Origin of the sequence: Shigella sp. FJ200513, assembly GCF_040495915.1 — a bacterium.
Classification (GTDB): domain Bacteria; phylum Pseudomonadota; class Gammaproteobacteria; order Enterobacterales; family Enterobacteriaceae; genus ECMA0423.
Genome location: NZ_JBDYCV010000059.1, coordinates 1 through 24,813, shown reverse-complemented (window position 1 = coordinate 24,813; position 24,813 = coordinate 1). Strand labels below are relative to the sequence as shown.

The following is a 24,813-nucleotide window of genomic DNA, read 5'->3' as shown; positions in this document are numbered from 1 at the left end:
GAAGGACATCTGATGGAAATGGAAGCCACGCAAGCACCTTAAAATCACCATCATACACTAAATCAGTAAGTTGGCAGTATTACCCTGTTCCTGTTCAATATAATCCAGTATGCTTCGCAAATGGTTAGCTTTAATAGGCGTGGTTTCTAGTAATAAGGAAATGATTTCTTTTTTATAGTGTAATGTAATGAGTATATTTTCTGCATGGATGGGTGAAGTGGCAAAGTTAATGGTAAAAAGGGCAGTGGAATAACAATTTTGTGATATTTTCGACAGTTTGCGGTAAATTCCTGAGTAACACAGTATGACAGCATCGAACTTAAGTCAGAGGTATCAAGTAGGGTGATGAGCTGGCGCGCAAATTTATTAATAGGCTCTGATGAAGGTGTTGGTATGTCGCTATCGATGTGCAATCTATGAGGAGACTTATAATGAGTTCTGATAATGATATCGTTTTGACTCATAATCTATTCGCCTTATATATATCTGGAGGTTTTGAGGATGATGATTAATTATTATCGCCAGAACGAAATGTGCACGAAAAATTGTTATAAGAATTGTGTCACTTTTATCATTGTGATATGACCACTTCGTCATTAATCTCATGAGCGTTTAAAATACTACCGCCAAATCACGCAACGAACTTTGCTGGATTCAGTTTATGCTGCTGTAAATCCGCTCGCAGTAAACCTTTCAGACGCACCGTGATGTTATCAGTGGTTCTTTAAGCGTTTTGCTGGTGTACTCACTACAAACGAATTGCGAATCGAATCAATGTGAAACGGAAAGGTACAATCTCCCTTTTTTTAGTGTTAACATCGTTCAACCGGGTGGAAGGTGAGAGGTTAATGTCTTTCATTTGTGTACCTGATTGCGAACCAATTTAGCATTTGTTGGCTAGATGGTTTCGCAATGAACTGTTAATAAACAAATTTTTCTTTGTATGTGATCTTTCGTGTGGGTCACCACTGCAAATAAGGATATAAAATGCCTGTTATAACTCTTCCTGATGGCAGCCAACGCCATTACGACCACGCTGTAAGCCCCATGGATGTTGCGCTGGACATTGGTCCAGGTCTGGCGAAAGCCTGTATCGCAGGGCGCGTTAATGGCGAACTGGTTGATGCTTGCGATCTGATTGAAAACGACGCACAACTGTCGATCATTACCGCCAAAGACGAAGAAGGTCTGGAGATCATTCGTCACTCCTGTGCGCACCTGTTAGGGCATGCGATTAAACAACTTTGGCCGCATACCAAAATGGCAATCGGCCCGGTTATTGACAACGGTTTTTATTACGACGTTGATCTTGACCGCACGTTAACCCAGGAAGATGTCGAAGCACTCGAGAAGCGGATGCATGAGCTTGCTGAGAAAAACTACGACGTCATTAAGAAGAAAGTCAGCTGGCACGAAGCGCGTGAAACTTTCGCCAACCGTGGGGAGAGCTACAAAGTTTCCATTCTTGACGAAAACATCGCCCATGATGACAAGCCAGGTCTGTACTTCCATGAAGAATATGTCGATATGTGCCGCGGTCCGCACGTACCGAACATGCGTTTCTGCCATCATTTCAAACTAATGAAAACGGCAGGGGCTTACTGGCGTGGCGACAGCAACAACAAAATGTTGCAACGTATTTACGGTACGGCGTGGGCAGACAAAAAAGCACTTAACGCTTACCTGCAGCGCCTGGAAGAAGCCGCGAAACGCGACCACCGTAAAATCGGTAAACAGCTCGACCTGTACCATATGCAGGAAGAAGCGCCGGGTATGGTATTCTGGCACAACGACGGCTGGACCATCTTCCGTGAACTGGAAGTGTTTGTTCGTTCTAAACTGAAAGAGTACCAGTATCAGGAAGTTAAAGGTCCGTTCATGATGGACCGTGTCCTGTGGGAAAAAACCGGTCACTGGGACAACTACAAAGATGCAATGTTCACCACATCTTCTGAGAACCGTGAATACTGCATTAAGCCGATGAACTGCCCGGGTCACGTACAAATTTTCAACCAGGGGCTGAAGTCTTATCGCGATCTGCCGCTGCGTATGGCCGAGTTTGGTAGCTGCCACCGTAACGAGCCGTCAGGTTCGCTGCATGGCCTGATGCGCGTGCGTGGATTTACCCAGGATGACGCGCATATCTTCTGTACTGAAGAACAAATTCGCGATGAAGTTAACGGATGTATCCGTTTAGTCTATGATATGTACAGCACTTTTGGCTTCGAGAAGATCGTCGTCAAACTCTCCACTCGTCCTGAAAAACGTATTGGCAGCGACGAAATGTGGGATCGTGCTGAGGCGGACCTGGCGGTTGCGCTGGAAGAAAACAACATCCCGTTTGAATATCAACTGGGTGAAGGCGCTTTCTACGGTCCGAAAATTGAATTTACCCTGTATGACTGCCTCGATCGTGCATGGCAGTGCGGTACAGTACAGCTGGACTTCTCCTTGCCGTCTCGTCTGAGCGCCTCCTATGTGGGCGAAGACAACGAGCGTAAGGTACCGGTAATGATTCACCGCGCAATTCTGGGGTCGATGGAGCGTTTCATCGGTATCCTGACCGAAGAATTCGCTGGTTTCTTCCCGACCTGGCTTGCGCCAGTTCAGGTTGTTATCATGAATATTACCGATTCACAGTCTGAATACGTTAACGAATTGACGCAAAAACTATCAAATGCGGGCATTCGTGTTAAAGCAGACTTGAGAAATGAGAAGATTGGCTTTAAAATCCGCGAGCACACTTTGCGTCGCGTCCCATATATGCTGGTCTGTGGTGATAAAGAGGTGGAATCAGGCAAAGTTGCCGTTCGCACCCGCCGTGGTAAAGACCTGGGAAGCATGGACGTAAATGAAGTGATCGAGAAGCTGCAACAAGAGATTCGCAGCCGCAGTCTTAAACAATTGGAGGAATAAGGTATTAAAGGCGGAAAACGAGTTCAAACGGCGCGCCCTAACCGTATCAATGGCGAAATTCGCGCCCAGGAAGTTCGCTTAACAGGTCTGGAAGGCGAGCAGCTTGGTATTGTGAGTCTGAGAGAAGCTCTGGAGAAAGCAGAAGAAGCCGGAGTAGACTTAGTCGAGATCAGCCCTAACGCCGAGCCGCCGGTTTGTCGTATAATGGATTACGGCAAATTCCTCTATGAAAAGAGCAAGTCTTCTAAGGAACAGAAGAAAAAGCAAAAAGTTATCCAGGTTAAGGAAATTAAATTCCGTCCTAGTACAGATGAAGGCGACTATCAGGTAAAACTCCGCAGCCTGATTCGCTTTCTCGAAGAGGGTGATAAAGCCAAAATCACGCTGCGTTTCCGCGGTCGTGAGATGGCGCACCAGCAAATCGGTATGGAAGTGCTTAATCGCGTGAAAGACGATTTGCAAGAACTGGCAGTAGTCGAATCCTTCCCAACGAAGATCGAAGGCCGCCAGATGATCATGGTGCTCGCTCCTAAGAAGAAACAGTAAGGCCTTCAAGTAGCACTATCTGTGGAGCCTTTGGGCTTCACAGGCATTGTTCGCCTTTGTTTCGTTTATTAACAATGCGAAGTGGAAGTTATTAAAATGCCAAAAATTAAGACCGTACGCGGTGCTGCTAAGCGCTTCAAAAAAACCGGTAAAGGTGGTTTTAAGCACAAGCACGCTAACCTGCGTCACATTCTGACTAAAAAAGCGACCAAACGTAAACGTCACCTGCGTCCGAAAGCCATGGTTTCCAAAGGCGATCTGGGCCTGGTAATCGCGTGCCTGCCGTACGCATAAGCCGTTAACGTTTTTAACTTTTTAATTAGAATATAGATACAGGAGAGCACATATGGCTCGCGTAAAACGTGGTGTTATTGCACGCGCACGTCACAAGAAAATTTTGAAACAAGCTAAAGGCTACTACGGTGCGCGTTCTCGCGTATACCGCGTTGCCTTCCAGGCTGTTATCAAAGCTGGTCAGTATGCTTACCGTGACCGTCGTCAACGTAAGCGTCAGTTCCGTCAACTGTGGATTGCGCGTATCAACGCAGCAGCACGTCAGAACGGTATTTCTTACAGCAAATTCATCAATGGCCTGAAAAAAGCCTCTGTTGAAATCGACCGTAAGATCCTGGCTGATATCGCAGTATTCGACAAAGTAGCGTTCACCACTCTGGTTGAAAAAGCGAAAGCAGCTCTGGCATAAGCCAGTTGAAAGAGGGAGCTAGTCTCCCTCTTTTCGTTTCAACGCCATCAAAACATTGACTTTTATCGCCGTAGCCTTTTCAATAAAGGTCTTTTGAAGAGTACCAAAAGGTAACGCAAGCAATGAATGCTGCTATTTTCCGCTTCTTTTTTTACTTTAGCACCTGAATCCAGGAGGCTAGCGCGTGAGAAGAGAAACGGAAAACAGCGCCTGAAAGCCTCCCAGTGGAGGCTTTTTTTGTATGCGCGTTTTGAAAAATAAAAAGCCAGTCTATCAGGCGTAATTGTCGCAGCCAGTCTGGACACGGCCAGTGCGGAGAAACCGGAGCGTACTTAAGTACGTGAGGATTTCGAGCACTGCCCGGGACCAAAATGGCAAGTAAAATAGCCTGATGGGATAGGCTCTAAGTCCAACGAACCAGTGTCACCACTGACACAATGAGGAAAACCATGTCACATCTCGCAGAACTGGTTGCCAGTGCGAAGGCGGCCATTAGCCAGGCGTCAGATGTTGCCGCGTTAGATAATGTGCGCGTCGAATATTTGGGTAAAAAAGGGCACTTAACCCTTCAGATGACGACCCTGCGTGAGCTGCCGCCAGAAGAGCGTCCGGCAGCTGGTGCGGTTATCAACGAAGCGAAAGAGCAGGTTCAGCAGGCGCTGAATGCGCGTAAAGCGGAACTGGAAAGCGCTGCACTGAATGCGCGTCTGGCGGCGGAAACGATTGATGTCTCTCTGCCAGGTCGTCGCATTGAAAACGGCGGTCTGCATCCGGTTACCCGTACCATCGACCGTATCGAAAGTTTCTTCGGTGAGCTTGGCTTTACCGTGGCAACCGGGCCGGAAATCGAAGACGATTATCATAACTTCGATGCTCTGAACATTCCTGGTCACCACCCGGCGCGCGCTGACCACGACACTTTCTGGTTTGACGCTACCCGCCTGCTGCGTACCCAGACCTCTGGCGTACAGATCCGCACCATGAAAGCCCAGCAGCCACCGATTCGTATCATCGCGCCTGGCCGTGTTTATCGTAACGACTACGACCAGACTCACACGCCGATGTTCCATCAGATGGAAGGTCTGATTGTTGATACCAACATCAGCTTTACCAACCTGAAAGGCACGCTGCACGACTTCCTGCGTAACTTCTTTGAGGAAGATTTGCAGATTCGCTTCCGTCCTTCCTACTTCCCGTTTACCGAGCCTTCTGCAGAAGTTGACGTCATGGGTAAAAACGGTAAATGGCTGGAAGTGCTGGGCTGCGGGATGGTGCATCCGAACGTGCTGCGTAACGTTAGCATCGACCCGGAAGTTTACTCTGGTTTCGCCTTCGGGATGGGGATGGAGCGTCTGACTATGTTGCGTTACGGCGTCACCGACCTGCGTTCATTCTTCGAAAACGATCTGCGTTTCCTCAAACAGTTTAAATAAGGCAGGAATAGATTATGAAATTCAGTGAACTGTGGTTACGCGAATGGGTGAACCCGGCGATCGATAGCGATACGCTGGCGAATCAAATCACTATGGCGGGCCTGGAAGTTGACGGTGTAGAACCGGTTGCCGGTAGCTTCCACGGCGTGGTCGTTGGTGAAGTGGTTGAGTGTGCGCAGCATCCGAACGCTGACAAACTGCGTGTGACAAAAGTGAATGTCGGCGGCGATCGCCTGCTGGACATCGTCTGCGGTGCGCCAAACTGCCGTCAGGGCCTGCGTGTGGCGGTAGCTACCATTGGTGCTGTTCTGCCGGGTGATTTCAAAATTAAAGCGGCGAAACTGCGTGGCGAACCGTCTGAAGGGATGCTGTGCTCCTTTTCTGAGCTGGGAATTTCTGACGATCACAGTGGCATTATCGAACTGCCTGCGGATGCGCCGATTGGCACCGACATCCGCGAATACCTGAAACTCGATGATAACACCATCGAAATCAGCGTGACACCAAACCGTGCCGACTGCTTAGGTATCATTGGTGTTGCGCGTGACGTTGCCGTGCTGAATCAGCTGCCGCTGGTTGAACCGGAAATCGTTCCGGTTGGTGCGACTATCGACGACACGTTGCCGATTACAGTCGAAGCGCCGGAAGCCTGCCCGCGCTATCTTGGCCGTGTGGTAAAAGGCATTAACGTTAAAGCGCCAACTCCGCTGTGGATGAAAGAAAAACTGCGTCGTTGCGGGATCCGTTCTATCGATGCAGTTGTTGACGTCACCAACTATGTACTGCTCGAACTGGGCCAGCCGATGCACGCTTTCGATAAAGATCGCATTGAAGGCGGCATTGTGGTGCGGATGGCAAAAGAGGGCGAAACGCTGGTGCTGCTTGATGGCACTGAAGCGAAGCTGAATGCTGACACTCTGGTCATCGCCGACCACAACAAGGCGCTGGCGATGGGCGGCATCTTTGGTGGCGAACACTCTGGCGTGAATGACGAAACGCAAAACGTCTTGCTGGAATGCGCTTTCTTCAGCCCGCTGTCTATCACCGGTCGTGCTCGTCGTCATGGCCTGCATACTGATGCGTCTCACCGTTATGAGCGTGGCGTTGATCCGGTACTGCAGCACAAAGCGATGGAACGTGCGACCCGTCTGCTGATCGACATCTGCGGTGGTGAGGCTGGCCCGGTAATTGATATCACCAACGAAGCAACGCTGCCGAAGCGTGCAACCATCACTCTACGTCGTAGCAAACTGGATCGCCTGATAGGCCATCATATTGCTGATGAGCAGGTAACTGACATTCTGCGTCGTCTCGGCTGCGAAGTGACCGAAGGCAAAGACGAATGGCAGGCAGTTGCGCCGAGCTGGCGTTTCGATATGGAGATTGAAGAAGATCTGGTCGAAGAAGTCGCGCGTGTTTACGGCTACAACAACATCCCGGATGAGCCGGTACAGGCAAGCCTGATTATGGGTACTCACCGTGAAGCTGACCTGTCGCTCAAGCGCGTGAAAACGCTGCTCAACGACAAAGGCTATCAGGAAGTGATCACCTACAGCTTCGTTGATCCGAAAGTGCAGCAGATGATCCATCCAGGCGTTGAAGCCTTACTGCTGGCAAGCCCGATCTCTGTTGAAATGTCAGCAATGCGTCTTTCTCTGTGGACCGGCCTGCTGGCAACCGTGGTGTACAACCAGAACCGTCAGCAGAACCGTGTGCGCATTTTCGAAAGCGGTCTGCGTTTCGTACCAGATACTCAGGCACCGTTGGGCATTCGTCAGGATCTGATGTTAGCCGGTGTGATTTGCGGTAACCGTTACGAAGAGCACTGGAACCTGGCAAAAGAGACCGTTGATTTCTATGATTTGAAAGGCGACCTTGAATCCGTTCTCGACCTGACCGGTAAACTGAATGAGGTTGAGTTCCGTGCAGAAGCGAATCCGGCACTGCATCCGGGGCAATCCGCAGCGATTTATCTGAAAGGTGAACGTATTGGTTTTGTTGGAGTTGTTCATCCTGAACTGGAACGTAAACTGGATCTTAACGGTCGCACTCTGGTGTTCGAACTGGAGTGGAACAAGCTCGCAGACCGCGTGGTGCCTCAGGCGCGCGAGATTTCTCGCTTCCCGGCGAACCGTCGTGACATCGCGGTGGTGGTCGCAGAAAACGTTCCCGCAGCGGATATTTTATCCGAATGTAAGAAAGTTGGCGTAAATCAGGTAGTTGGCGTAAACTTATTTGACGTGTACCGCGGTAAGGGTGTTGCGGAGGGGTATAAGAGCCTCGCCATAAGCCTGATCCTGCAAGATACCAGCCGTACACTCGAAGAAGAGGAGATTGCCGCTACCGTCGCCAAATGTGTAGAGGCATTAAAAGAGCGATTCCAGGCATCATTGAGGGATTGAACCTATGGCGCTTACAAAAGCTGAAATGTCAGAATATCTGTTTGATAAGCTTGGGCTTAGCAAGCGGGATGCCAAAGAACTGGTTGAACTGTTTTTCGAAGAGATCCGTCGCGCTCTGGAAAACGGCGAACAGGTGAAACTCTCTGGTTTTGGTAACTTCGATCTGCGTGATAAGAATCAACGCCCGGGACGTAACCCGAAAACGGGCGAGGATATTCCCATTACAGCACGGCGCGTGGTGACCTTCAGACCCGGGCAGAAGTTAAAAAGCCGGGTCGAAAACGCTTCGCCCAAAGACGAGTAATCTGATCTAACTAAAAAGGCCGCTATGCGGCCTTTTTTCTTTTCACTGTCGAAGAGTCACCGTAAAATCAACGCCATGACACTTCAGCAGAACGGATACCATGCTGACACTTGCCCGCCAACAACAGCGACAAAATATTCGCTGGTTATTATGCCTGTCAGTTTTGATGCTGCTGGCGCTTCTCTTAAGCCTTTGCGCCGGTGAACAATGGATTTCGCCAGGTGACTGGTTTACTCCTCGTGGCGAACTGTTCGTCTGGCAAATTCGCCTGCCACGTACGCTGGCTGTATTGCTGGTTGGTGCGGCGCTGGCTATATCCGGCGCTGTAATGCAGGCGTTGTTTGAAAATCCTCTGGCAGAACCTGGACTACTTGGCGTCTCTAACGGCGCAGGCGTGGGGCTTATCGCCGCGGTATTGCTTGGGCAAGGGCAACTCCCCAACTGGGCGCTAGGGCTGTGTGCGATTGCTGGCGCGCTTATCATCACTTTAATACTCTTACGTTTCGCCCGTCGTCATCTTTCGACCAGTCGGTTATTGCTGGCTGGCGTTGCATTAGGGATTATCTGCAGCGCACTAATGACGTGGGCTATCTACTTTTCCACCTCTGTTGATTTACGTCAGCTGATGTACTGGATGATGGGCGGTTTTGGCGGCGTAGACTGGCGGCAAAGCTGGCTGATGCTGGCATTGATCCCCGTGTTGTTGTGGATCTGTTGTCAGTCCAGGCCGATGAATATGTTAGCGCTTGGCGAGATCTCGGCGCGGCAACTGGGTTTACCCATGTGGTTCTGGCGCAATGTGCTGGTGGCAGCGACCGGCTGGATGGTTGGCGTCAGTGTGGCGCTGGCGGGTGCTATCGGCTTTATTGGTCTGGTGATCCCACATATTCTTCGGTTGTGTGGTTTAACCGATCATCGCGTATTACTTCCCGGCTGCGCGCTGGCAGGGGCGAGCGCATTGCTGCTGGCCGATATTGTAGCGCGCCTGGCATTAGCTGCCGCAGAGCTGCCTATTGGCGTGGTCACCGCAACGTTGGGTGCGCCGGTGTTTATCTGGTTATTGTTAAAAGCAGGACGTTAGCCGCAAAAAGACGGTCTATGATTAAAAGCTAAGATTTTTACTGACCACACCTAGGAGAAACGATGCAAGATTCCATTCTGACGACCGTAGTGAAAGATATCGACGGTGAAGTGACCACGCTGGAGAAGTACGCCGGTAATGTGCTGTTAATTGTCAATGTCGCCTCAAAGTGTGGCTTAACGCCGCAATATGAGCAGTTGGAGAATATTCAAAAAGCCTGGGCCGATCGAGGTTTTGTGGTGCTGGGATTCCCGTGCAACCAGTTTCTGGAACAAGAACCGGGCAGCGATGAAGAGATTAAAACTTACTGTACCACCACATGGGGGGTGACGTTCCCGATGTTCAGTAAGATTGAAGTTAATGGCGAAGGACGCCATCCGCTGTATCAAAAATTGATTGCCGCAGCGCCGACCACAGTCGCGCCGGAAGAGAGCGGATTCTATGCCCGTATGGTCAGCAAAGGCCGTGCACCGCTGTACCCGGATGATATTTTATGGAATTTTGAAAAATTCCTGGTTGGCAGGGACGGAAAAGTCATCCAGCGTTTTTCCCCGGATATGACGCCGGAAGATCCCATTGTGATGGAAAGCATTAAACTGGCGTTGGCAAAATAATGTCTATTGTGATGCAGTTACAGGATGTTGCGGAATCTACCCGCCTGGGGCCGCTTTCAGGCGAGGTTCGGGCTGGGGAAATCCTGCACCTGGTGGGGCCGAATGGCGCGGGTAAGAGTACCTTACTGGCGCGAATGGCCGGAATGACCAGCGGTAAGGGAAGCATTCAGTTCGCGGGGCAACCACTGGAAGCATGGTCCGCAACAAAACTCGCGCTGCATCGCGCCTATCTTTCACAACAGCAGACGCCGCCGTTTGCAATGCCGGTCTGGCACTACCTGACACTGCATCAGCACGATAAAACGCGTACCGAACTACTGAATGATGTCGCAGGGGCGCTGGCTCTTGATGACAAACTCGGTCGTAGCACCAATCAACTTTCCGGCGGTGAATGGCAACGCGTACGTCTTGCTGCGGTGGTGTTGCAAATCACACCACAAGCCAATCCCGCAGGCCAATTGCTGCTTCTTGATGAGCCGATGAACAGTCTTGATGTTGCGCAACAAAGTGCGTTAGACAAAATTCTGAGCGCGCTGTGTCAGCAAGGACTGGCGATTGTGATGAGCAGTCACGATCTCAACCACACGTTGCGTCATGCGCATCGGGCGTGGTTGCTAAAAGGTGGAAAAATGCTGGCCAGTGGACGCAGAGAAGAGGTGCTCACGCCGCCAAATCTGGCGCAGGCCTATGGGATGAATTTTCGCCGTCTGGATATCGAAGGTCACAGAATGCTGATTTCGACCATCTGATTTCATTAGTATCCCGAAAATCGGGTAATTACGACGCTAAATTAATGCAAGAATAAAAAACAGAGGAACCGTACGGAATGCGTTTCTGCCTTATTTTGATCACAGCACTGTTTCTGGCCGGGTGTAGCCACCATAAAGCACCGCCGCCAAATGCCAGACTTTCTGATTCGATTACCGTTATTGCCGGTTTGAACGACCAGCTACAAAGCTGGCATGGCACGCCGTATCGTTATGGTGGCATGACGCGGCGCGGTGTGGACTGTTCGGGATTTGTGGTTGTGACGATGCGCGATCGTTTCGATTTGCATCTGCCCCGTGAAACCAAACAACAAGCCTCTATTGGCACGCAAATTGATAAAGACGAGTTGCTGCCTGGTGACCTGGTCTTTTTCAAAACGGGTTCCGGACAAAATGGTTTGCATGTAGGTATTTACGATACCAACAACCAATTTATCCACGCCTCTACCAGCAAGGGAGTGATGCGTTCCTCACTTGATAATGTCTATTGGCAGAAAAATTTCTGGCAGGCGAGACGAATCTAGTATGTCGAAAAATTGACGGCGATGATACATCGCCGTCAATTTACTCCTGAATACAGTAGTATTTTGCAGACAAAAATTCCGTAAATGGATTATTCGTTTATAATCAGGATAATCTAAAAAAAGGCCCCCTGAAAAAGTGGTTAACATGGAACAAATGAAAGTTACTCCTTCTGTAATTGTTATGTCTTATGGCCTCATCCCTTTTAGCCGGATACTGAAAAACATCCTTCGAGAGGGACGGTTACCATGAAGATTTTTTTGGAGAATCTTTATCATTCTGATTGCTATTTCCTGCCGATAAGAGATAACCAGCAACTCCTTGTCGGCGTTGAGTTAATTACCCATTTCTCCAGTGAAGATGGCACGGTTCGTATCCCGACGAGTCGGGTTATAGCGCAACTTACCGAGGAGCAACATTGGCAATTATTTTCAGAGCAGTTGGAATTACTAAAATCATGCCAACACTTTTTTATTCAACATAAACTCTTTGCCTGGCTTAATTTAACGCCACAAGTGGCTACATTATTATTAGACAGGGATAATTACGCAGGCGAACTATTAAAATATCCGTTTATTGAGCTGTTGATTAATGAGAATTACCCGCATCTCAATGAAGGAAAAGATAATCGCGATCTTTTGTCCTTATCGCAAATGTATCCCCTTGTGTTAGGCAATTTGGGAGCAGGTAATAGCACAATGAAAGCGGTTTTTGATGGTCTTTTCACCCGCGTAATGCTGGAGAAAGGTTTTATTCAGCAACAAATCACGCATCGCTCCTTCGAACCGTTTATTCGTGCGATCCAGGCGCAAATTTCCCCTTGTTGCAATTGCATCATCGCGGGGGGCATTGATACGCCAGAAATATTGGCACAGATTACCCCCTTCGATTTCCATGCTCTCCAGGGATGCCTGTGGCCTGCCGTTCCTATAAATCAGATAACGACGTTGGTTCAGCGATAACCCTCCTGTTTGCTGGTGTTTAAGACGAGAGTAACCGTCTACACTATCAAACAGATAGGATCTATGACCCTGTCTTTTATTACCCGCTGGCGCGATGAATTGCCAGAAACCTATACAGCACTTTCCCCTACGCCTTTAAATAATGCCCGGCTGATTTGGCATAATACCGAACTCGCTAACACGCTGAGTATTCCATCGTCGCTGTTTAAAAATGCCGCAGGTGTCTGGGGCGGCGAAACCCTACTGCCTGGTATGTCACCACTGGCACAGGTTTACAGTGGTCATCAGTTCGTCGTCTGGGCGGGCCAACTGGGTGATGGGCGCGGCATTTTACTTGGCGAACAACTGCTTGCTGATGGCACTACAATGGACTGGCATCTGAAAGGTGCTGGCCTGACGCCTTATTCGCGAATGGGTGATGGACGGGCGGTTTTACGTTCGACGATACGAGAAAGTCTCGCCAGTGAGGCGATGCATTATCTGGGCATTCCGACGACCCGCGCGTTAAGTATCGTCACCAGCGATTCGCCAGTGTATCGGGAAACGGTGGAGCCAGGCGCGATGCTGATGCGTGTGGCACCAAGTCATCTGCGCTTTGGTCATTTCGAACATTTTTACTATCGCCGCGAGCCGGAAAAGGTTCGTCAGTTGGCTGACTTTGCCATTCGTCATTACTGGTCACATCTTGAAGACGATGAGGACAAATACCGTCTCTGGTTTAACGATGTTGTCGCACGTACCGCGTCGTTAATTGCCCAATGGCAGACGGTCGGCTTTGCACATGGGGTGATGAATACCGACAACATGTCGCTGCTGGGACTGACGCTTGATTACGGGCCGTTTGGTTTTCTTGATGATTACGAACCCGGTTTTATTTGTAATCACTCGGATCATCAAGGGCGTTATAGCTTTGATAATCAACCTGCTGTCGCGTTGTGGAATTTACAGCGTCTGGCGCAGACATTGTCACCATTTGTTGCCGTAGATGCCCTGAATGAGGCCCTGGACAGCTATCAGCAGGTTTTGTTGACGCATTATGGACAACGGATGCGGCAGAAACTGGGCTTCATGACGGAGCAAAAAGAGGATAACGCGCTACTGAATGAATTATTCAGTCTGATGGCGCGAGAGCGCAGCGATTATACCCGCACATTCCGCATGCTGAGTCTGACCGAGCAGCACAGCGCGGCGTCACCGCTACGTGAGGAGTTTATTGATCGTGCGGCATTTGATGACTGGTTTGCCCGTTATCGGGGGCGTTTGCAACAAGACGAGGTTAGCGATAGTGAGCGTCAGCAACTGATGCAAAGCGTTAACCCAGCTCTGGTATTGCGCAACTGGTTGGCGCAACGGGCGATTGAAGCGGCAGAAAAGGGTGATATGATGGAATTGCACCGCCTGCATGAGGCGTTGCGAAATCCTTTCAGCGACAGAGATGATGACTATGTCAGTCGTCCACCTGACTGGGGTAAACGGCTGGAAGTCAGCTGCTCGAGTTAAAGGCTACTTAGTTAACAGCAGCTTGCCAGCCTGAGTTTTACGGAGCAGATATTCTTGCCCGTCATGATCGATAATCAGTTTGCCATCCGGACCTAACAGTGTCTGGCTGGTAATTCGCCGGATGGGCTGCGGGGAAGCGGTCTTGTGATTGGCATCCGTTTCAGGCGTGAGTTTTCTGCTATCCGTATAACGCATAAAAATTAATAATAATTGATATAACAATGATTCCTATTATCAATATTATGGCAGACCAGAGCAAGCAGTAATGTGTTGAGAAGACAACAAGTTGCGCAGAAATGCCCATCCCATCAGGAATGGGCACGCATTCAGAAGCGGGTATCTACCGCAAAGGCGAGTTTTTCGACCAGGCGTTCGGTATCTTCCCAGCCCAGACACGGGTCGGTAATGGATTGACCGTAAGTGAGCGGCTGACCGCCGACGATTTTTTGCGTTCCTTCGCGCAGGAAACTTTCCGCCATAATTCCAGCAATCTCCGTAGAGCCATTGCGGATTTGCTGACAAATATCCTCACAAACTTCTAACTGGCGACGGTGCTGCTTCTGGCAGTTACCGTGGCTGAAATCCACCACCAGATGTTCAGGTAAATCAAACTCGTGCAGCGTATCGCAGGCTGCGGCGATATCATCGGCATGATAATTCGGTTTTTTGCCGCCACGCATAATAATGTGGCCATACGGGTTGCCGCTGGTCTGATAGATGGTCATCTGACCATTTTTGTCTGGCGAGAGGAACATATGGCTGGCGCGGGCTGCGCGGATAGCATCCACGGCAATCCGCGTGTTGCCATCGGTACCATTTTTAAAACCTACCGGACAGGAGAGTGCTGAAGCCATTTCGCGGTGGATCTGACTTTCGGTAGTACGAGCGCCAATCGCGCCCCAACTGATTAAATCAGCAATAAACTGACCGGTTACCATATCGAGGAACTCAGTCGCGGTAGGGACACCCAGCTCATTTACCTGTAAAAGTAATTTGCGCGCCAGCTCCAGACCGTGATTTACCCGATAGCTGCCGTTTAAATCCGGATCGGAGATTAGCCCTTTCCAGCCGACAACAGTTCGTGGTTTTTCAAAATAGGTGCGCATTACGATTTCCAGCCGTGACTGGTACTGGTTGCGCAGCGACTGCAGACGGGTGGCGTACTCCATTGCAGCGGTGAGATCGTGGATCGAGCAGGGGCCAATAATGACCAACAGTCGCTTATCTTCACCATTCAGTATTTTTTCAATTCTGCGGCGGGAGTCGGTGACATGGGTGGCGACGCCAGGCGTTACGGGATACCGTAGCGCGAGTTCGGCGGGCGTTACCAGGCTCTCAATACGCGCAGTACGGAGTTCGTCAGTTCTGTTCATTACAAGTCTCAGAAATTTGTTGCTTCTACGGCAGGACTACCGGAAAGTGATGCGCATCACGATAAACCAATCGCAGCTGATTTCAAGTGCGAGGTGTGTCACACCTCGCCGGGTGGTTAGCATGATAACAAAAAAACAAACCAATGCACTAGTTCTCTAGTACATTCGGCGACTAAGGCCCATGATATCGAGGATCTTGGTGGCAATCTCTTCTACCGAATAATTGGTACTGTTAATCCACGGGATCTGATTTTTACGGTACAAGGCTTCCACTTCCGCGACTTCCATCCTGCACTGACGAAGCGAGGCATAGCGACTGTTCTCCCGACGTTCCTCGCGAATCGCCGCCAGACGTTCCGGGTCGATAGTCAGGCCGAACAATTTATGCTGAAGCGGTTTGAGCGACGCGGGTAGCACCAGATTATCCATATCGTCGGCAATAAAGGGGTAGTTTGCCGCGCGGATACCAAATTGCATTGCCAGATACAGACTGGTGGGGGTTTTACCACAGCGAGAAACACCGAGCAGGATCACCTGAGCCTGATCCAGATTGCGCAACGAAATGCCGTCATCGTGGGCGAGGGTGTAATCAATCGCCGCAATGCGCGCATCATATTTATTGAGATTATTAGGGTTAAGGCCATGGGTACGATGAGCAATCGGCGTTGGATCCAGTTTCATCTCTTGTTGTAGCGGGGCAACCAGCGCCTGAACGATATCCTGGCAAAAGCCTTCACTTTGCAAGATGATGGCGCGAATCTCCGGCAACACGATGGAGTAGAAGACCAGCGGGCGCACGCCTGTCTGGTGATAAATTGCGTCAATCTGATCCTTCACTGCCCGTGCACGGCTCTCATTTTCGACAAACGGCAGCGTGATGCTGCTGATAGTGACGGGAAATTGTGACATTACTGCGTGTCCTAATACCTCCGCAGTTATTGCCGTACCATCAGAAATATAAAAAACGTGGCGATCAACAGCATTATCCATTTTGTTCTTCCCGTGAAGCAGACATAATTCTATGAAAGCATAAATTAAAAGCGCACAGAAGCGTAGGACGTAATGTCTGGTTTATAAAATGAACCTTCATTTTATTTTTTATAAAAACAGCATTTCATTTTTATGGTTTCGTTTATACCGATGGTTTATGTGGAAATTGTCGAATAGAGCAGGTTTGCGCAACGCTGGGATCAGTCTTAAAAAGTAAAAAAATATATTTGCTTGAACGATTCACCGTTTTTTTCATCCGGTTAAATATGCAAAGATAAATGCGCAGAAATGTGTTTCTCAAACCGTTCATTTATCACAAAAGGATTGTTCGATGTCCAACAATGGCTCGTCACCGCTGGTGCTTTGGTATAACCAACTCGGCATGAATGATGTAGACAGGGTTGGGGGCAAAAATGCCTCCCTGGGTGAAATGATTACTAATCTTTCCGGAATGGGTGTTTCCGTTCCGAATGGTTTCGCCACAACCGCCGACGCGTTTAACCAGTTTCTGGACCAAAGCGGCGTAAACCAGCGCATTTATGAACTGCTGGATAAAACGGATATTGACGATGTTACTCAGCTTGCGAAAGCGGGCGCGCAAATCCGCCAGTGGATTATCGACACTCCCTTCCAGCCTGAGCTGGAAAACGCCATACGCGAAGCCTATGCACAGCTTTCCGCCGATGACGAAAACGCCTCTTTTGCGGTACGCTCCTCCGCCACCGCAGAAGACATGCCGGACGCTTCCTTTGCCGGTCAGCAGGAAACCTTCCTCAACGTTCAGGGTTTTGACGCCGTTCTCGTGGCAGTGAAACATGTATTTGCTTCTCTGTTTAACGATCGCGCCATCTCTTATCGTGTGCACCAGGGTTACGATCACCGTGGCGTGGCGCTCTCCGCCGGTGTTCAGCGGATGGTGCGCTCCGACCTCGCATCTTCTGGCGTGATGTTCTCCATTGATACCGAATCCGGCTTTGACCAGGTGGTGTTTATCACTTCCGCATGGGGCCTTGGGGAAATGGTCGTGCAGGGTGCGGTTAACCCGGATGAGTTTTACGTGCATAAACCGACACTGGCGGCGAATCGCCCGGCTATCGTGCGCCGCACCATGGGGTCGAAAAAAATCCGCATGGTTTACGCGCCGACCCAGGAGCACGGCAAGCAGGTTAAAATCGAAGACGTACCGCAGGAACAGCGTGACATCTTCTCGCTGACCAACGAAGAAGTGCAGGAACTGGCAAAACAGGCCGTACAAATTGAGAAACACTACGGTCGCCCAATGGATATTGAGTGGGCGAAAGATGGCCACACCGGCAAACTGTTCATTGTGCAGGCGCGTCCGGAAACCGTGCGCTCACGCGGTCAGGTCATGGAGCGTTATACGCTGCATTCACAGGGTAAGATTATCGCCGAAGGCCGTGCTATCGGTCATCGCATCGGCGCGGGTCCGGTGAAAGTCATCCATGACATCAGCGAAATGAACCGCATCGAACCTGGCGACGTGCTGGTTACTGACATGACCGACCCGGACTGGGAACCGATCATGAAGAAAGCATCTGCCATCGTCACCAACCGTGGCGGTCGTACCTGTCACGCGGCGATCATCGCTCGTGAACTGGGCATTCCGGCGGTAGTGGGCTGTGGAGATGCAACAGAACGGATGAAAGACGGTGAGAACGTCACTGTTTCTTGTGCCGAAGGTGATACCGGTTACGTCTATGCGGAGTTGCTGGAATTTAGCGTGAAAAGCTCCAGCGTAGAAACGATGCCGGATCTGCCGTTGAAAGTGATGATGAACGTCGGTAACCCGGACCGTGCTTTCGACTTCGCCTGCCTGCCGAGCGAAGGCGTGGGCCTTGCGCGTCTGGAATTTATCATCAACCGTATGATTGGCGTCCACCCACGCGCACTGCTTGAGTTTGACGATCAGGAACCGCAGTTGCAAAACGAAATCCGCGAGATGATGAAAGGTTTTGATTCTCCGCGTGAATTTTACGTTGGTCGTCTGACTGAAGGGATCGCGACGCTGGGTGCCGCGTTTTATCCGAAGCGCGTCATTGTCCGTCTCTCTGATTTTAAATCGAACGAATATGCCAACCTGGTCGGTGGTGAGCGTTACGAGCCAGATGAAGAGAACCCGATGCTCGGCTTCCGTGGTGCGGGCCGCTATGTTTCCGACAGCTTCCGCGACTGCTTCGCACTGGAGTGTGAAGCAGTGAAACGTGTGCGCAACGACATGGGGCTGACCAACGTTGAGATCATGATCCCGTTCGTGCGTACCGTAGATCAGGCGAAAGCGGTGGTTGAAGAACTGGCGCGTCAGGGGCTGAAACGTGGCGAGAACGGGCTGAAAATCATCATGATGTGTGAAATCCCGTCCAACGCCTTGCTGGCCGAGCAGTTCCTCGAATATTTCGACGGCTTCTCAATTGGCTCAAACGATATGACGCAGCTGGCGCTCGGTCTGGACCGTGACTCCGGCGTGGTGTCTGAATTGTTCGATGAGCGCAACGATGCGGTGAAAGCACTGCTGTCGATGGCTATCCGTGCCGCGAAGAAACAGGGCAAATATGTCGGGATTTGCGGTCAGGGTCCGTCCGACCACGAAGACTTTGCCGCATGGTTGATGGAAGAGGGGATCGATAGCCTGTCTCTGAACCCGGACACCGTGGTGCAAACCTGGTTAAGCCTGGCTGAACTGAAGAAATAAAATAAATCCCCGGCGGCGTTCAGTCGCCGGGGTTATGTGATCCCCGAAGATGAAACTTATTCAATCTCTTCACAGACATCCTGCGTTAATCGCCGTATAATATCTTTTCTTAACAAAAACTTTTGTATTTTATCTGAGGCAGTGCGCGGTAGTTTTTCGATTACCACGATATGTTCAGGATATTTATATTTTGCGACCCGTTTACGGCTAAAAAAAGCCGCCATCTCTTCCAGCGATAATGAATGATGCGGCGCTTTCAGCACGACATAAGCGCATGATCGTTCACCTAAACGTTCATCGGGCATTGCAACCACACAGGCATCGTGAATTTTAGGATGCTGCAATAAAATATCTTCCACTTCACGGCTGCTAATATTTTCGCCGCCGCGGACAATAATATCTTTTTTGCGTCCGGTAATTTTTATATAGCCAGCCTCATCCATACGGCAGAGATCGCCGCTGTAATACCAGCCTTCTTCATCCAGCGCACGGGCGGTTAATTCAGGTTCATCAAAATACCCCATAAACACATTGGGGCCACGCGATGCTTCTTCACCTTCGCAACCTGGCGGTAAGGTCTTGCGTGCGTCATCGACCACTTTAATCTCTACACCTGCGGCAGCGTAACCATCGGTATGCATAAAGCGCGACAAAGAATTATCGAGATTCACCACCGCATGCGGCGAACTTTCTGTGGAACCATAAACACTTAATAATTTAATGCTGCGCTGCTGGCATTCGCGCGCCACTTTTTTGGGGATTGTGGTACCGCCGCAAAGAAAGAAGCGCAGCGCTGAAAGGTCTGCGGGTTGTTTCTCTAGTAAATTCAAAAGATCATAGACAAACGGCGTTGCGCCTAGCATACAGGTGCAACGCTGCTGCTCAAGCAGCGCGAGACACGCATCAGGAGTGAAAATATCTAACAACACGCTGCGAGCGCCAATTAAGAATGGTGCCGTTACGCCATGCAGAAAGCCCGTTGCGTGACCAAGTGGCGCAGGCATCATAAAGACATCCAGCCAGGTCAGATTCAGCCGCGCGCAATAAGCCCGCTCACTGGCGAGAATATTGTTATGCGTTAGCATCACGCCCTTTGGCAGACCCTCGGTTCCGGAGGTAAACAGCACCGCAGCTAATTCATCGCCGTGGGTCGTTATCGCCGTGGTCAGTGGGATATTGTCGGCGATAATCTGACTTAATGAGAGGGAAGAGGTGGCGGGAGCCAGTTTGTCCACGCCGACAATTTGTTGTAGTTGTGGAAGCTGATTTTGCAGCGGCAGGATTAAATCTACCGGACGCGTTTGTTTAAACAACGTCGGTGCAAAGAACATTTTTGCCTGACACTTATTGAGCACCCACACCAGTTCTGCTTCCCGCCAGGAAGGCAACAGCGGCACGGAAACCGCACCGATTTTCAGGCAGGCAAGATAGATAACGGTAAATTCACACCAGCCAGGCAGTTGAAATGCGATGCGATCGCCTGATTCAATACCCTTCGCTAACATCCAGTTTGCCAGACAGCTCGCGGCGTGATCGAGCGCGCTATAGGTGTACGATGCACCATGATTATCGACCACGGCAATTTTGTCTGGCATCGCACGAGCGGTCTGCTGCCAGTAATCGGCCAGTGAAGCATCGCCCCATAGCCCTTGCTGACGATACGCCGCACGACGTTGTTCGTTAAACGTTAATGTCACTTTCATTTTGGACTCTCGAAACAGAACATCAGGCCCGAGTTGCGGGCCTGTGGGATGCATGATTAGCCGTAGCGAAAATCAATACCGAAGGTGCCTGCGGGATATTGCCACTGTTCGAGAATAGTGTTACCGCACAGCACCCGACAGGTGCCGCACTCCAGACAACCGGCGGGATCAAAATGAATGTTTCCTACGTCATCCTGCTTATAAAGTCCGGCAGGGCAGGCTTTCATTAATTTACGGAATTCATTGATATCGGGATTTTCCGTCAGAATGATATGCGGGTGGCCCTCATCAACATGGAATTTATTGACGCCTAATTTGATGTCGACGTTAACCGTAGCGTTCTGGCTCATAGCGCGGTTGCTCCCTTAATGCCATCTTTCAGCAAGTTGATCAGCCCAATTTTCTTCGCGTGTCCCATGATCATTTTGCGTACCGGCTGGTTTGGTTTGCCGTCAATGGTGAACATCTCGTTCATGATGTCGGCTACCATTCGTGGGTATTGGCTAAACAGGCGCGGGTTTTCCATCAGCGCCGGGATCTTGCGAAAATGCTGCATATCACGCATGACGCAGCTTTGTTCCAGCTCACGTTTGTATTGCGCCAGACTGTTGGCGGAGAAATCCGCGCGTTCTTTGGCGGCGATCACCGTTGTGGCGGCAGCCTGAGCCGATGCAATGGCTAAATCCATGCCGCGGACCGTAAAACCCAAATTCAGGCAGAAGCCTGCGGCGTCACCAACGATCATCACGCCCTCGTTAACCAGTTGCGGCACCATTGCCAGACCGCCTTCCGGCACCATATGCGCGGAATATTCAAGCAGTTTGCCGCCGCTAATCAGCGGGCGAATGGCGGGGTGTTGTTTAAAATCTTCCAGCATTTGCGGCACGCTTTTTTGCGCATGGGCGATATCACCCAATCCACAAACCAGCCCCAAGGATATGGAATCCTTGTTGGTATAGAGAAATCCCCCGCCCATCAGGCCGTCAGAAGGGGAACCGGCAAACAGCCAGGCGGCACCTTCCTCGCCCGTAATATTAAAGCGATCGTTGATCTGTTCTGGTGTGAGGCCAATAACCTCTTTAACACCAACAGCGTAATGATGCGGATCGGAAGCGGGAACCATTCCCAGCGAGCGGCCAAGCATCGAGTTAACGCCATCAGCCAGAATCACCACATTCGCTTCGAGAATATCATCCCCAGCCTGCACGCCAGTGACCTTGTTTCCTTCACGAACCAGCGCGTCGACGCGAACGCCTGGGATAAACTGCGCGCCCGCCTGCTCGGCTTGTTCCATCAACCACGGGTCCAGACGATTACGCAATACGGTATAAGATGCGTGTTGAGGAACATCTGGTTGCTCGCGGTGAAAATCGAGGGTAACGGCGCTTTCTTCGGTTAAGAAGGAGATTTTCTCGCGTGTGACCTTGCGTTCTACCGGCGCTGATACTGCAAAGCCTGGAATGATTGCTTCAAGTGTGTGGGCATAAAGACGCCCGCCGGTCATGTTTTTACATCCGGCACTGTCGCCGCGTTCTATCACCAGGACATCCAGCCCGGCTCGTGCCATGACCAGTGCGGCAACGCTACCAGCAACGCCCGCACCGACCACAATGGCATCAAATTTGTCATCCGACATGCGTTATGCTCCCTTCCTGCTGCGTTTACAGCGGGAGATGTGGTTGAAAGGGGAATTAGCGGCTCAACTGGCTAATCAGGGCAGGGACGACTTTGTAGATATCGCCCACCAGACCGTAGTCGGCATAGTTGAAGATTGGCGCATTTTTATCTTTATTGATGGCGACAATCACTTTTACGCCGTTGCCGCCAACCATATGTTGGATCTGCCCGGAGATCCCCAGCGTCAGGTAGAGATCGGATTTCAGCAACACGCCGGAGACACCGATATAACGTTCACGCTCCATCCAGTTCTCGCCTTCGGCAATTGGACGTGAACAGCCGACTTCAGCATTCAGCACCGCCGCCAGTTCGTGGACCATTTTCAGGTCATCCTGCGCCGCCAGACCACGACCGACGCCAACCACACGTTTTGCTTTGCTCAGGTCCACGCTGCTTGCGGCTTTCGCACGGCGTTCGCGACAGAGAATTTCATGACGCGGAGCAACATAAGGTACCGTTTCTGTCGGGCACTGATGAGAGGTATCACTGGTGCACGGTTCCTGAACACCGGGTGCAAGGGTAATGATCGCCAGCGGGCTGTTGATCTTTTCCTGAGCGAACGCTAACCCGCCATACATCCGGTGTTCGGCGCAAATGTGACCATCGACAATATCCACCGCCGTGGCATCGTTCACCAGCGCCGCATTCAGTTGCACACTTAACCGTGCTGCCAGAGCTTTACCACGTTTCGTCGCGGCCAACAGCAACATAGCGGGGTGTTTATCTTTCAGCAGGGCAGCAATGCTTTCGGCGTAATTTTCAGTGCGTTGCAGCGCGTCGTTTTGCTCAAGAACATAAATACATTTTGGACCATAAGGCATAACTGCCTGCGCCTGGTCGGTATTTTGTACAATGGCATACACCTGTTGGCCCCATTGCTGAGCGCCGCCAAACAGTTCAGCATAACGTTCAGGATTATCGCTAAAGACCCAGACGCTGTTTAATTGACTCATCGTTTCTTCTCCGTAGGCTTCAGTTCAGGGCTTTCTTCAGATGTTCCGCCAGCTCGGCAATGGCCTCCGGCGAATCGTTATCGAGAATGATGTGCTTACGTTCTGTTTGCGGCGGTACGCGAATGCCGACCAGTTCAGCAAGTGGCGCGCTCTGGCTCCAGTCAATATCACTTGCCTGCCACTGATTTACCGGTTTTTTACCCGCGCCGAGAATGGCTTTCATCGAAGGAATGCGTGGCACGTTAATATCGGAGGTGACGCAGAGCACGGCTGGAACAGAGAGTTCAATAACTTCAACATCATCTTCAAGCGTGCGTTCAATCACCAGTGTATTGCCCTGACGCTGAATAGCACTCACTGCATTAATCACCGGAAGTTGCAGAATTTCTCCGACCAGCAAGCCAACCTGCTGGGCATAAAGGTCGCCGGAACCTTCACCAAAGATCAGTAAATCGAAGCCGATCTTTTCAATTGCTGCCGCCAGCGCTTTTGCGGTATCGAGAGGCAGTGCATGTTCAAGTTGCGCATCCTGCACCAAATACAGGCTGTGCGGCCCGCGGGATAGCACGTCTTTGCGCACTTTCGAGTTCTGCAACAATGAGCCGCCAACGGTCAGCGCGGCTATCTCATCGTCATCTGTTGCGAGCTGGCTTGCAGCTTCAATGGCATTGAGATCGAACTGGCTGATTTTGGCGTCGGCATTGTCGAAATTCAGGGTGTATTCTGGAGTGACAACAATGTCCTGTTCTTCAGGCACCAGCTTAAAGCAGGTTATTATTTTCATGATTTCTCCTGTGAGTCGCATACGGAACCATCTCCGATGGAAGGTAAAAATGGCCTGAAAATAGTGTGCGATAGCGGTGCGGGGGGGGGGGCGACGGAGCAAGCTGTTTTCCTTGCCAACAATCTTGCAAAAAAAATGCGATTGCTAAAACAAAAGTGCAATTTGCGGCAATATAGTTATTCCATGACCGTACAATCTTGCATTCAGTGTAAATAATCTTGTTTAGCTCTCGCTAAACGCGGTTGTATAACCGCAATACACGCCGTATTTTATCCGGCATATATTGTTTTTGCTTGCTCATGGAATAGGGAGGTTGTCATGTATCAACGCTGTTTTGATAATGCCAGTGAAACGCTGTTTGTCGCCGGTAAAACGCCACGGCTTTCACGTTTTGCATTTAGCGATGATCCAAAATGGGAGTCTGGACATCACGTTCATGACAATGAAACCGAGCTGATTTACGTCAAGAAAGGGGTTGCAAGGTTTACCATCGATTCTTCGTTATATGTCGCACATGCGGATGACATTGTGGTGATAGAACGCGGCAGGCTGCATGCGGTGGCCTCTGACGTTAACGATCCGGCAACGACGTGTACCTGTGCGCTGTACGGCTTTCAGTTTCAGGGGGCTGAGGAAAATCAGTTACTGCAACCGCATTCTTGTCCGGTAATTGCCGCGGGGCAGGGAAAAGAAGTCATAAAAACCTTATTTAATGAGCTAAGTGTGATTTTGCCGCAAAGTAAAAATAGCCAAACATCTTCGTTATGGGATGCATTAGCCTATACATTAGCAATTCTGGTAATGCTGCCAACTTACTGATTTAGTGTATGATGGTGATTTTAAGGTGCTTGCGTGGCTTCCATTTCCATCAGA

Annotated in this window: 23 protein-coding genes, 2 pseudogenes and 1 other annotated feature; of the genes and pseudogenes, 16 read left to right on the top strand and 9 right to left on the bottom strand. The window is 50.4% G+C overall.

The features are described from left to right. Positions 1-69: 69 nt before the first annotated feature. Positions 70-464: pseudogene (locus ABZJ92_RS13605) on the bottom strand (hypothetical protein); the annotation flags it as partial. A gap of 523 nt (positions 465-987) precedes the next feature. Between ABZJ92_RS13605 and thrS the strand changes: the two are divergent. From thrS to selO, 14 genes are all read left to right on the top strand, one after another. Beyond that, entirely contained in the window at positions 988-2,916 is a 1,929-nt protein-coding gene (gene thrS / locus ABZJ92_RS13600) for a threonine--tRNA ligase (protein WP_001144202.1), read from the top strand. A gap of 3 nt (positions 2,917-2,919) precedes the next feature. After that, a complete protein-coding gene (gene infC, locus ABZJ92_RS13595) occupies positions 2,920-3,462 on the top strand; it encodes a translation initiation factor IF-3 (protein WP_032155788.1) in 543 nt (180 codons plus the stop codon). 96 nt (positions 3,463-3,558) lie between these two features. Beyond that, on the top strand, positions 3,559-3,756 hold the full coding sequence (rpmI, locus tag ABZJ92_RS13590) for a 50S ribosomal protein L35 (protein WP_001124225.1): 198 nt from the start codon (positions 3,559-3,561) through the stop codon (positions 3,754-3,756). 52 nt (positions 3,757-3,808) lie between these two features. Next, the gene (gene rplT, locus ABZJ92_RS13585) at positions 3,809-4,165 is read left to right on the top strand and encodes a 50S ribosomal protein L20 (RefSeq protein WP_000124854.1); all 357 of its coding nucleotides are present in this window, start codon (positions 3,809-3,811) and stop codon (positions 4,163-4,165) included. A 116-nt stretch (positions 4,166-4,281) separates the two neighbouring features. Further along, positions 4,282-4,406, top strand: a sequence feature (Phe leader region). After that, the gene (pheM, locus tag ABZJ92_RS13580) at positions 4,288-4,332 is read left to right on the top strand and encodes a pheST operon leader peptide PheM (RefSeq protein ID WP_001386830.1); all 45 of its coding nucleotides are present in this window, start codon (positions 4,288-4,290) and stop codon (positions 4,330-4,332) included. (Overlaps the previous feature by 45 nt.) Positions 4,407-4,614: 208 nt before the next feature. Then, positions 4,615-5,598 (top strand): phenylalanine--tRNA ligase subunit alpha, encoded by a 984-nt coding sequence (pheS, locus tag ABZJ92_RS13575; protein ID WP_000018591.1) that lies wholly within the window; start codon positions 4,615-4,617, stop codon positions 5,596-5,598. Between the two features lie 14 nt (positions 5,599-5,612). After that, positions 5,613-8,000 carry a phenylalanine--tRNA ligase subunit beta gene (gene pheT / locus ABZJ92_RS13570; protein ID WP_000672419.1) on the top strand — a complete coding sequence of 796 codons (2,388 nt, stop codon included), beginning with the start codon at positions 5,613-5,615 and terminating at the stop codon, positions 7,998-8,000. Positions 8,001-8,004: 4 nt separating this feature from the next. Beyond that, a complete protein-coding gene (gene ihfA / locus ABZJ92_RS13565) occupies positions 8,005-8,304 on the top strand; it encodes an integration host factor subunit alpha (protein ID WP_001229265.1) in 300 nt (99 codons plus the stop codon). Positions 8,305-8,404: 100 nt separating this feature from the next. Continuing rightward, positions 8,405-9,385: a vitamin B12 ABC transporter permease BtuC gene (gene btuC / locus ABZJ92_RS13560; RefSeq protein ID WP_000956532.1), complete on the top strand. Its 981-nt coding sequence runs from the start codon at positions 8,405-8,407 to the stop codon at positions 9,383-9,385. 62 nt (positions 9,386-9,447) lie between these two features. Continuing rightward, positions 9,448-9,999 (top strand): bifunctional thioredoxin/glutathione peroxidase, encoded by a 552-nt coding sequence (gene btuE, locus ABZJ92_RS13555; RefSeq protein ID WP_001154192.1) that lies wholly within the window; start codon positions 9,448-9,450, stop codon positions 9,997-9,999. Next, complete coding sequence (btuD, locus tag ABZJ92_RS13550) at positions 9,999-10,748, top strand: vitamin B12 ABC transporter ATP-binding protein BtuD (RefSeq protein ID WP_000029466.1); 750 nt, start codon at positions 9,999-10,001, stop codon at positions 10,746-10,748. Before btuE ends, btuD begins: the two co-directional genes overlap by 1 nt. A gap of 77 nt (positions 10,749-10,825) precedes the next feature. Beyond that, complete coding sequence (locus tag ABZJ92_RS13545) at positions 10,826-11,290, top strand: NlpC/P60 family protein (RefSeq protein ID WP_001209775.1); 465 nt, start codon at positions 10,826-10,828, stop codon at positions 11,288-11,290. 246 nt (positions 11,291-11,536) lie between these two features. Further along, complete coding sequence (ydiV, locus tag ABZJ92_RS13540; protein WP_005062637.1) at positions 11,537-12,250, top strand: anti-FlhDC factor; 714 nt, start codon at positions 11,537-11,539, stop codon at positions 12,248-12,250. Between the two features lie 63 nt (positions 12,251-12,313). Then, entirely contained in the window at positions 12,314-13,750 is a 1,437-nt protein-coding gene (selO, locus tag ABZJ92_RS13535) for a protein adenylyltransferase SelO (protein ID WP_005050031.1), read from the top strand. 3 nt (positions 13,751-13,753) lie between these two features. Here the strand turns inward: selO and hemP are convergent, their stop codons facing one another. The 3 genes from hemP to ppsR form a co-directional block, all read right to left on the bottom strand. Then, on the bottom strand, positions 13,754-13,945 hold the full coding sequence (gene hemP, locus ABZJ92_RS13530; protein ID WP_001270810.1) for a hemin uptake protein HemP: 192 nt from the start codon (positions 13,943-13,945) through the stop codon (positions 13,754-13,756). Positions 13,946-14,076: 131 nt separating this feature from the next. Next, positions 14,077-15,123, bottom strand: a complete 1,047-nt coding sequence (gene aroH / locus ABZJ92_RS13525) for a 3-deoxy-7-phosphoheptulonate synthase AroH (protein WP_001082230.1) — start codon at positions 15,121-15,123, stop codon at positions 14,077-14,079. A 156-nt stretch (positions 15,124-15,279) separates the two neighbouring features. Then, a complete protein-coding gene (gene ppsR / locus ABZJ92_RS13520; protein WP_000368046.1) occupies positions 15,280-16,113 on the bottom strand; it encodes a posphoenolpyruvate synthetase regulatory kinase/phosphorylase PpsR in 834 nt (277 codons plus the stop codon). Positions 16,114-16,444: 331 nt separating this feature from the next. On the opposite strand from ppsR, the gene ppsA reads away from it, so the two are divergent. Further along, complete coding sequence (gene ppsA / locus ABZJ92_RS13515) at positions 16,445-18,823, top strand: phosphoenolpyruvate synthase (protein ID WP_000069384.1); 2,379 nt, start codon at positions 16,445-16,447, stop codon at positions 18,821-18,823. Between the two features lie 56 nt (positions 18,824-18,879). Here ppsA and fadK read toward each other — a convergent pair whose 3' ends face one another. From fadK to ABZJ92_RS13490, 5 genes are read right to left on the bottom strand one after another with little or no spacing between them, the layout of a single operon-like run. Continuing rightward, positions 18,880-20,526, bottom strand: coding sequence for a medium-chain fatty-acid--CoA ligase (gene fadK, locus ABZJ92_RS13510; RefSeq protein ID WP_005050037.1), 1,647 nt, complete (start codon positions 20,524-20,526; stop codon positions 18,880-18,882). 56 nt (positions 20,527-20,582) lie between these two features. Beyond that, the gene (locus ABZJ92_RS13505; RefSeq protein WP_000081083.1) at positions 20,583-20,876 is read right to left on the bottom strand and encodes a ferredoxin family protein; all 294 of its coding nucleotides are present in this window, start codon (positions 20,874-20,876) and stop codon (positions 20,583-20,585) included. After that, positions 20,873-22,162 (bottom strand): FAD-dependent oxidoreductase, encoded by a 1,290-nt coding sequence (locus ABZJ92_RS13500; protein ID WP_001278524.1) that lies wholly within the window; start codon positions 22,160-22,162, stop codon positions 20,873-20,875. Before ABZJ92_RS13500 ends, ABZJ92_RS13505 begins: the two co-directional genes overlap by 4 nt. A 55-nt stretch (positions 22,163-22,217) precedes the next feature. Continuing rightward, positions 22,218-23,156, bottom strand: a complete 939-nt coding sequence (locus ABZJ92_RS13495) for an electron transfer flavoprotein subunit alpha (RefSeq protein ID WP_000080702.1) — start codon at positions 23,154-23,156, stop codon at positions 22,218-22,220. Between the two features lie 19 nt (positions 23,157-23,175). Next, the gene (locus ABZJ92_RS13490; RefSeq protein ID WP_000692136.1) at positions 23,176-23,940 is read right to left on the bottom strand and encodes an electron transfer flavoprotein; all 765 of its coding nucleotides are present in this window, start codon (positions 23,938-23,940) and stop codon (positions 23,176-23,178) included. 318 nt (positions 23,941-24,258) lie between these two features. Here ABZJ92_RS13490 and ABZJ92_RS13485 point away from each other — a divergent pair. Continuing rightward, positions 24,259-24,738: pseudogene (locus ABZJ92_RS13485) on the top strand (cupin domain-containing protein); the annotation flags it as partial. Positions 24,739-24,813 lie beyond the last annotated feature (75 nt).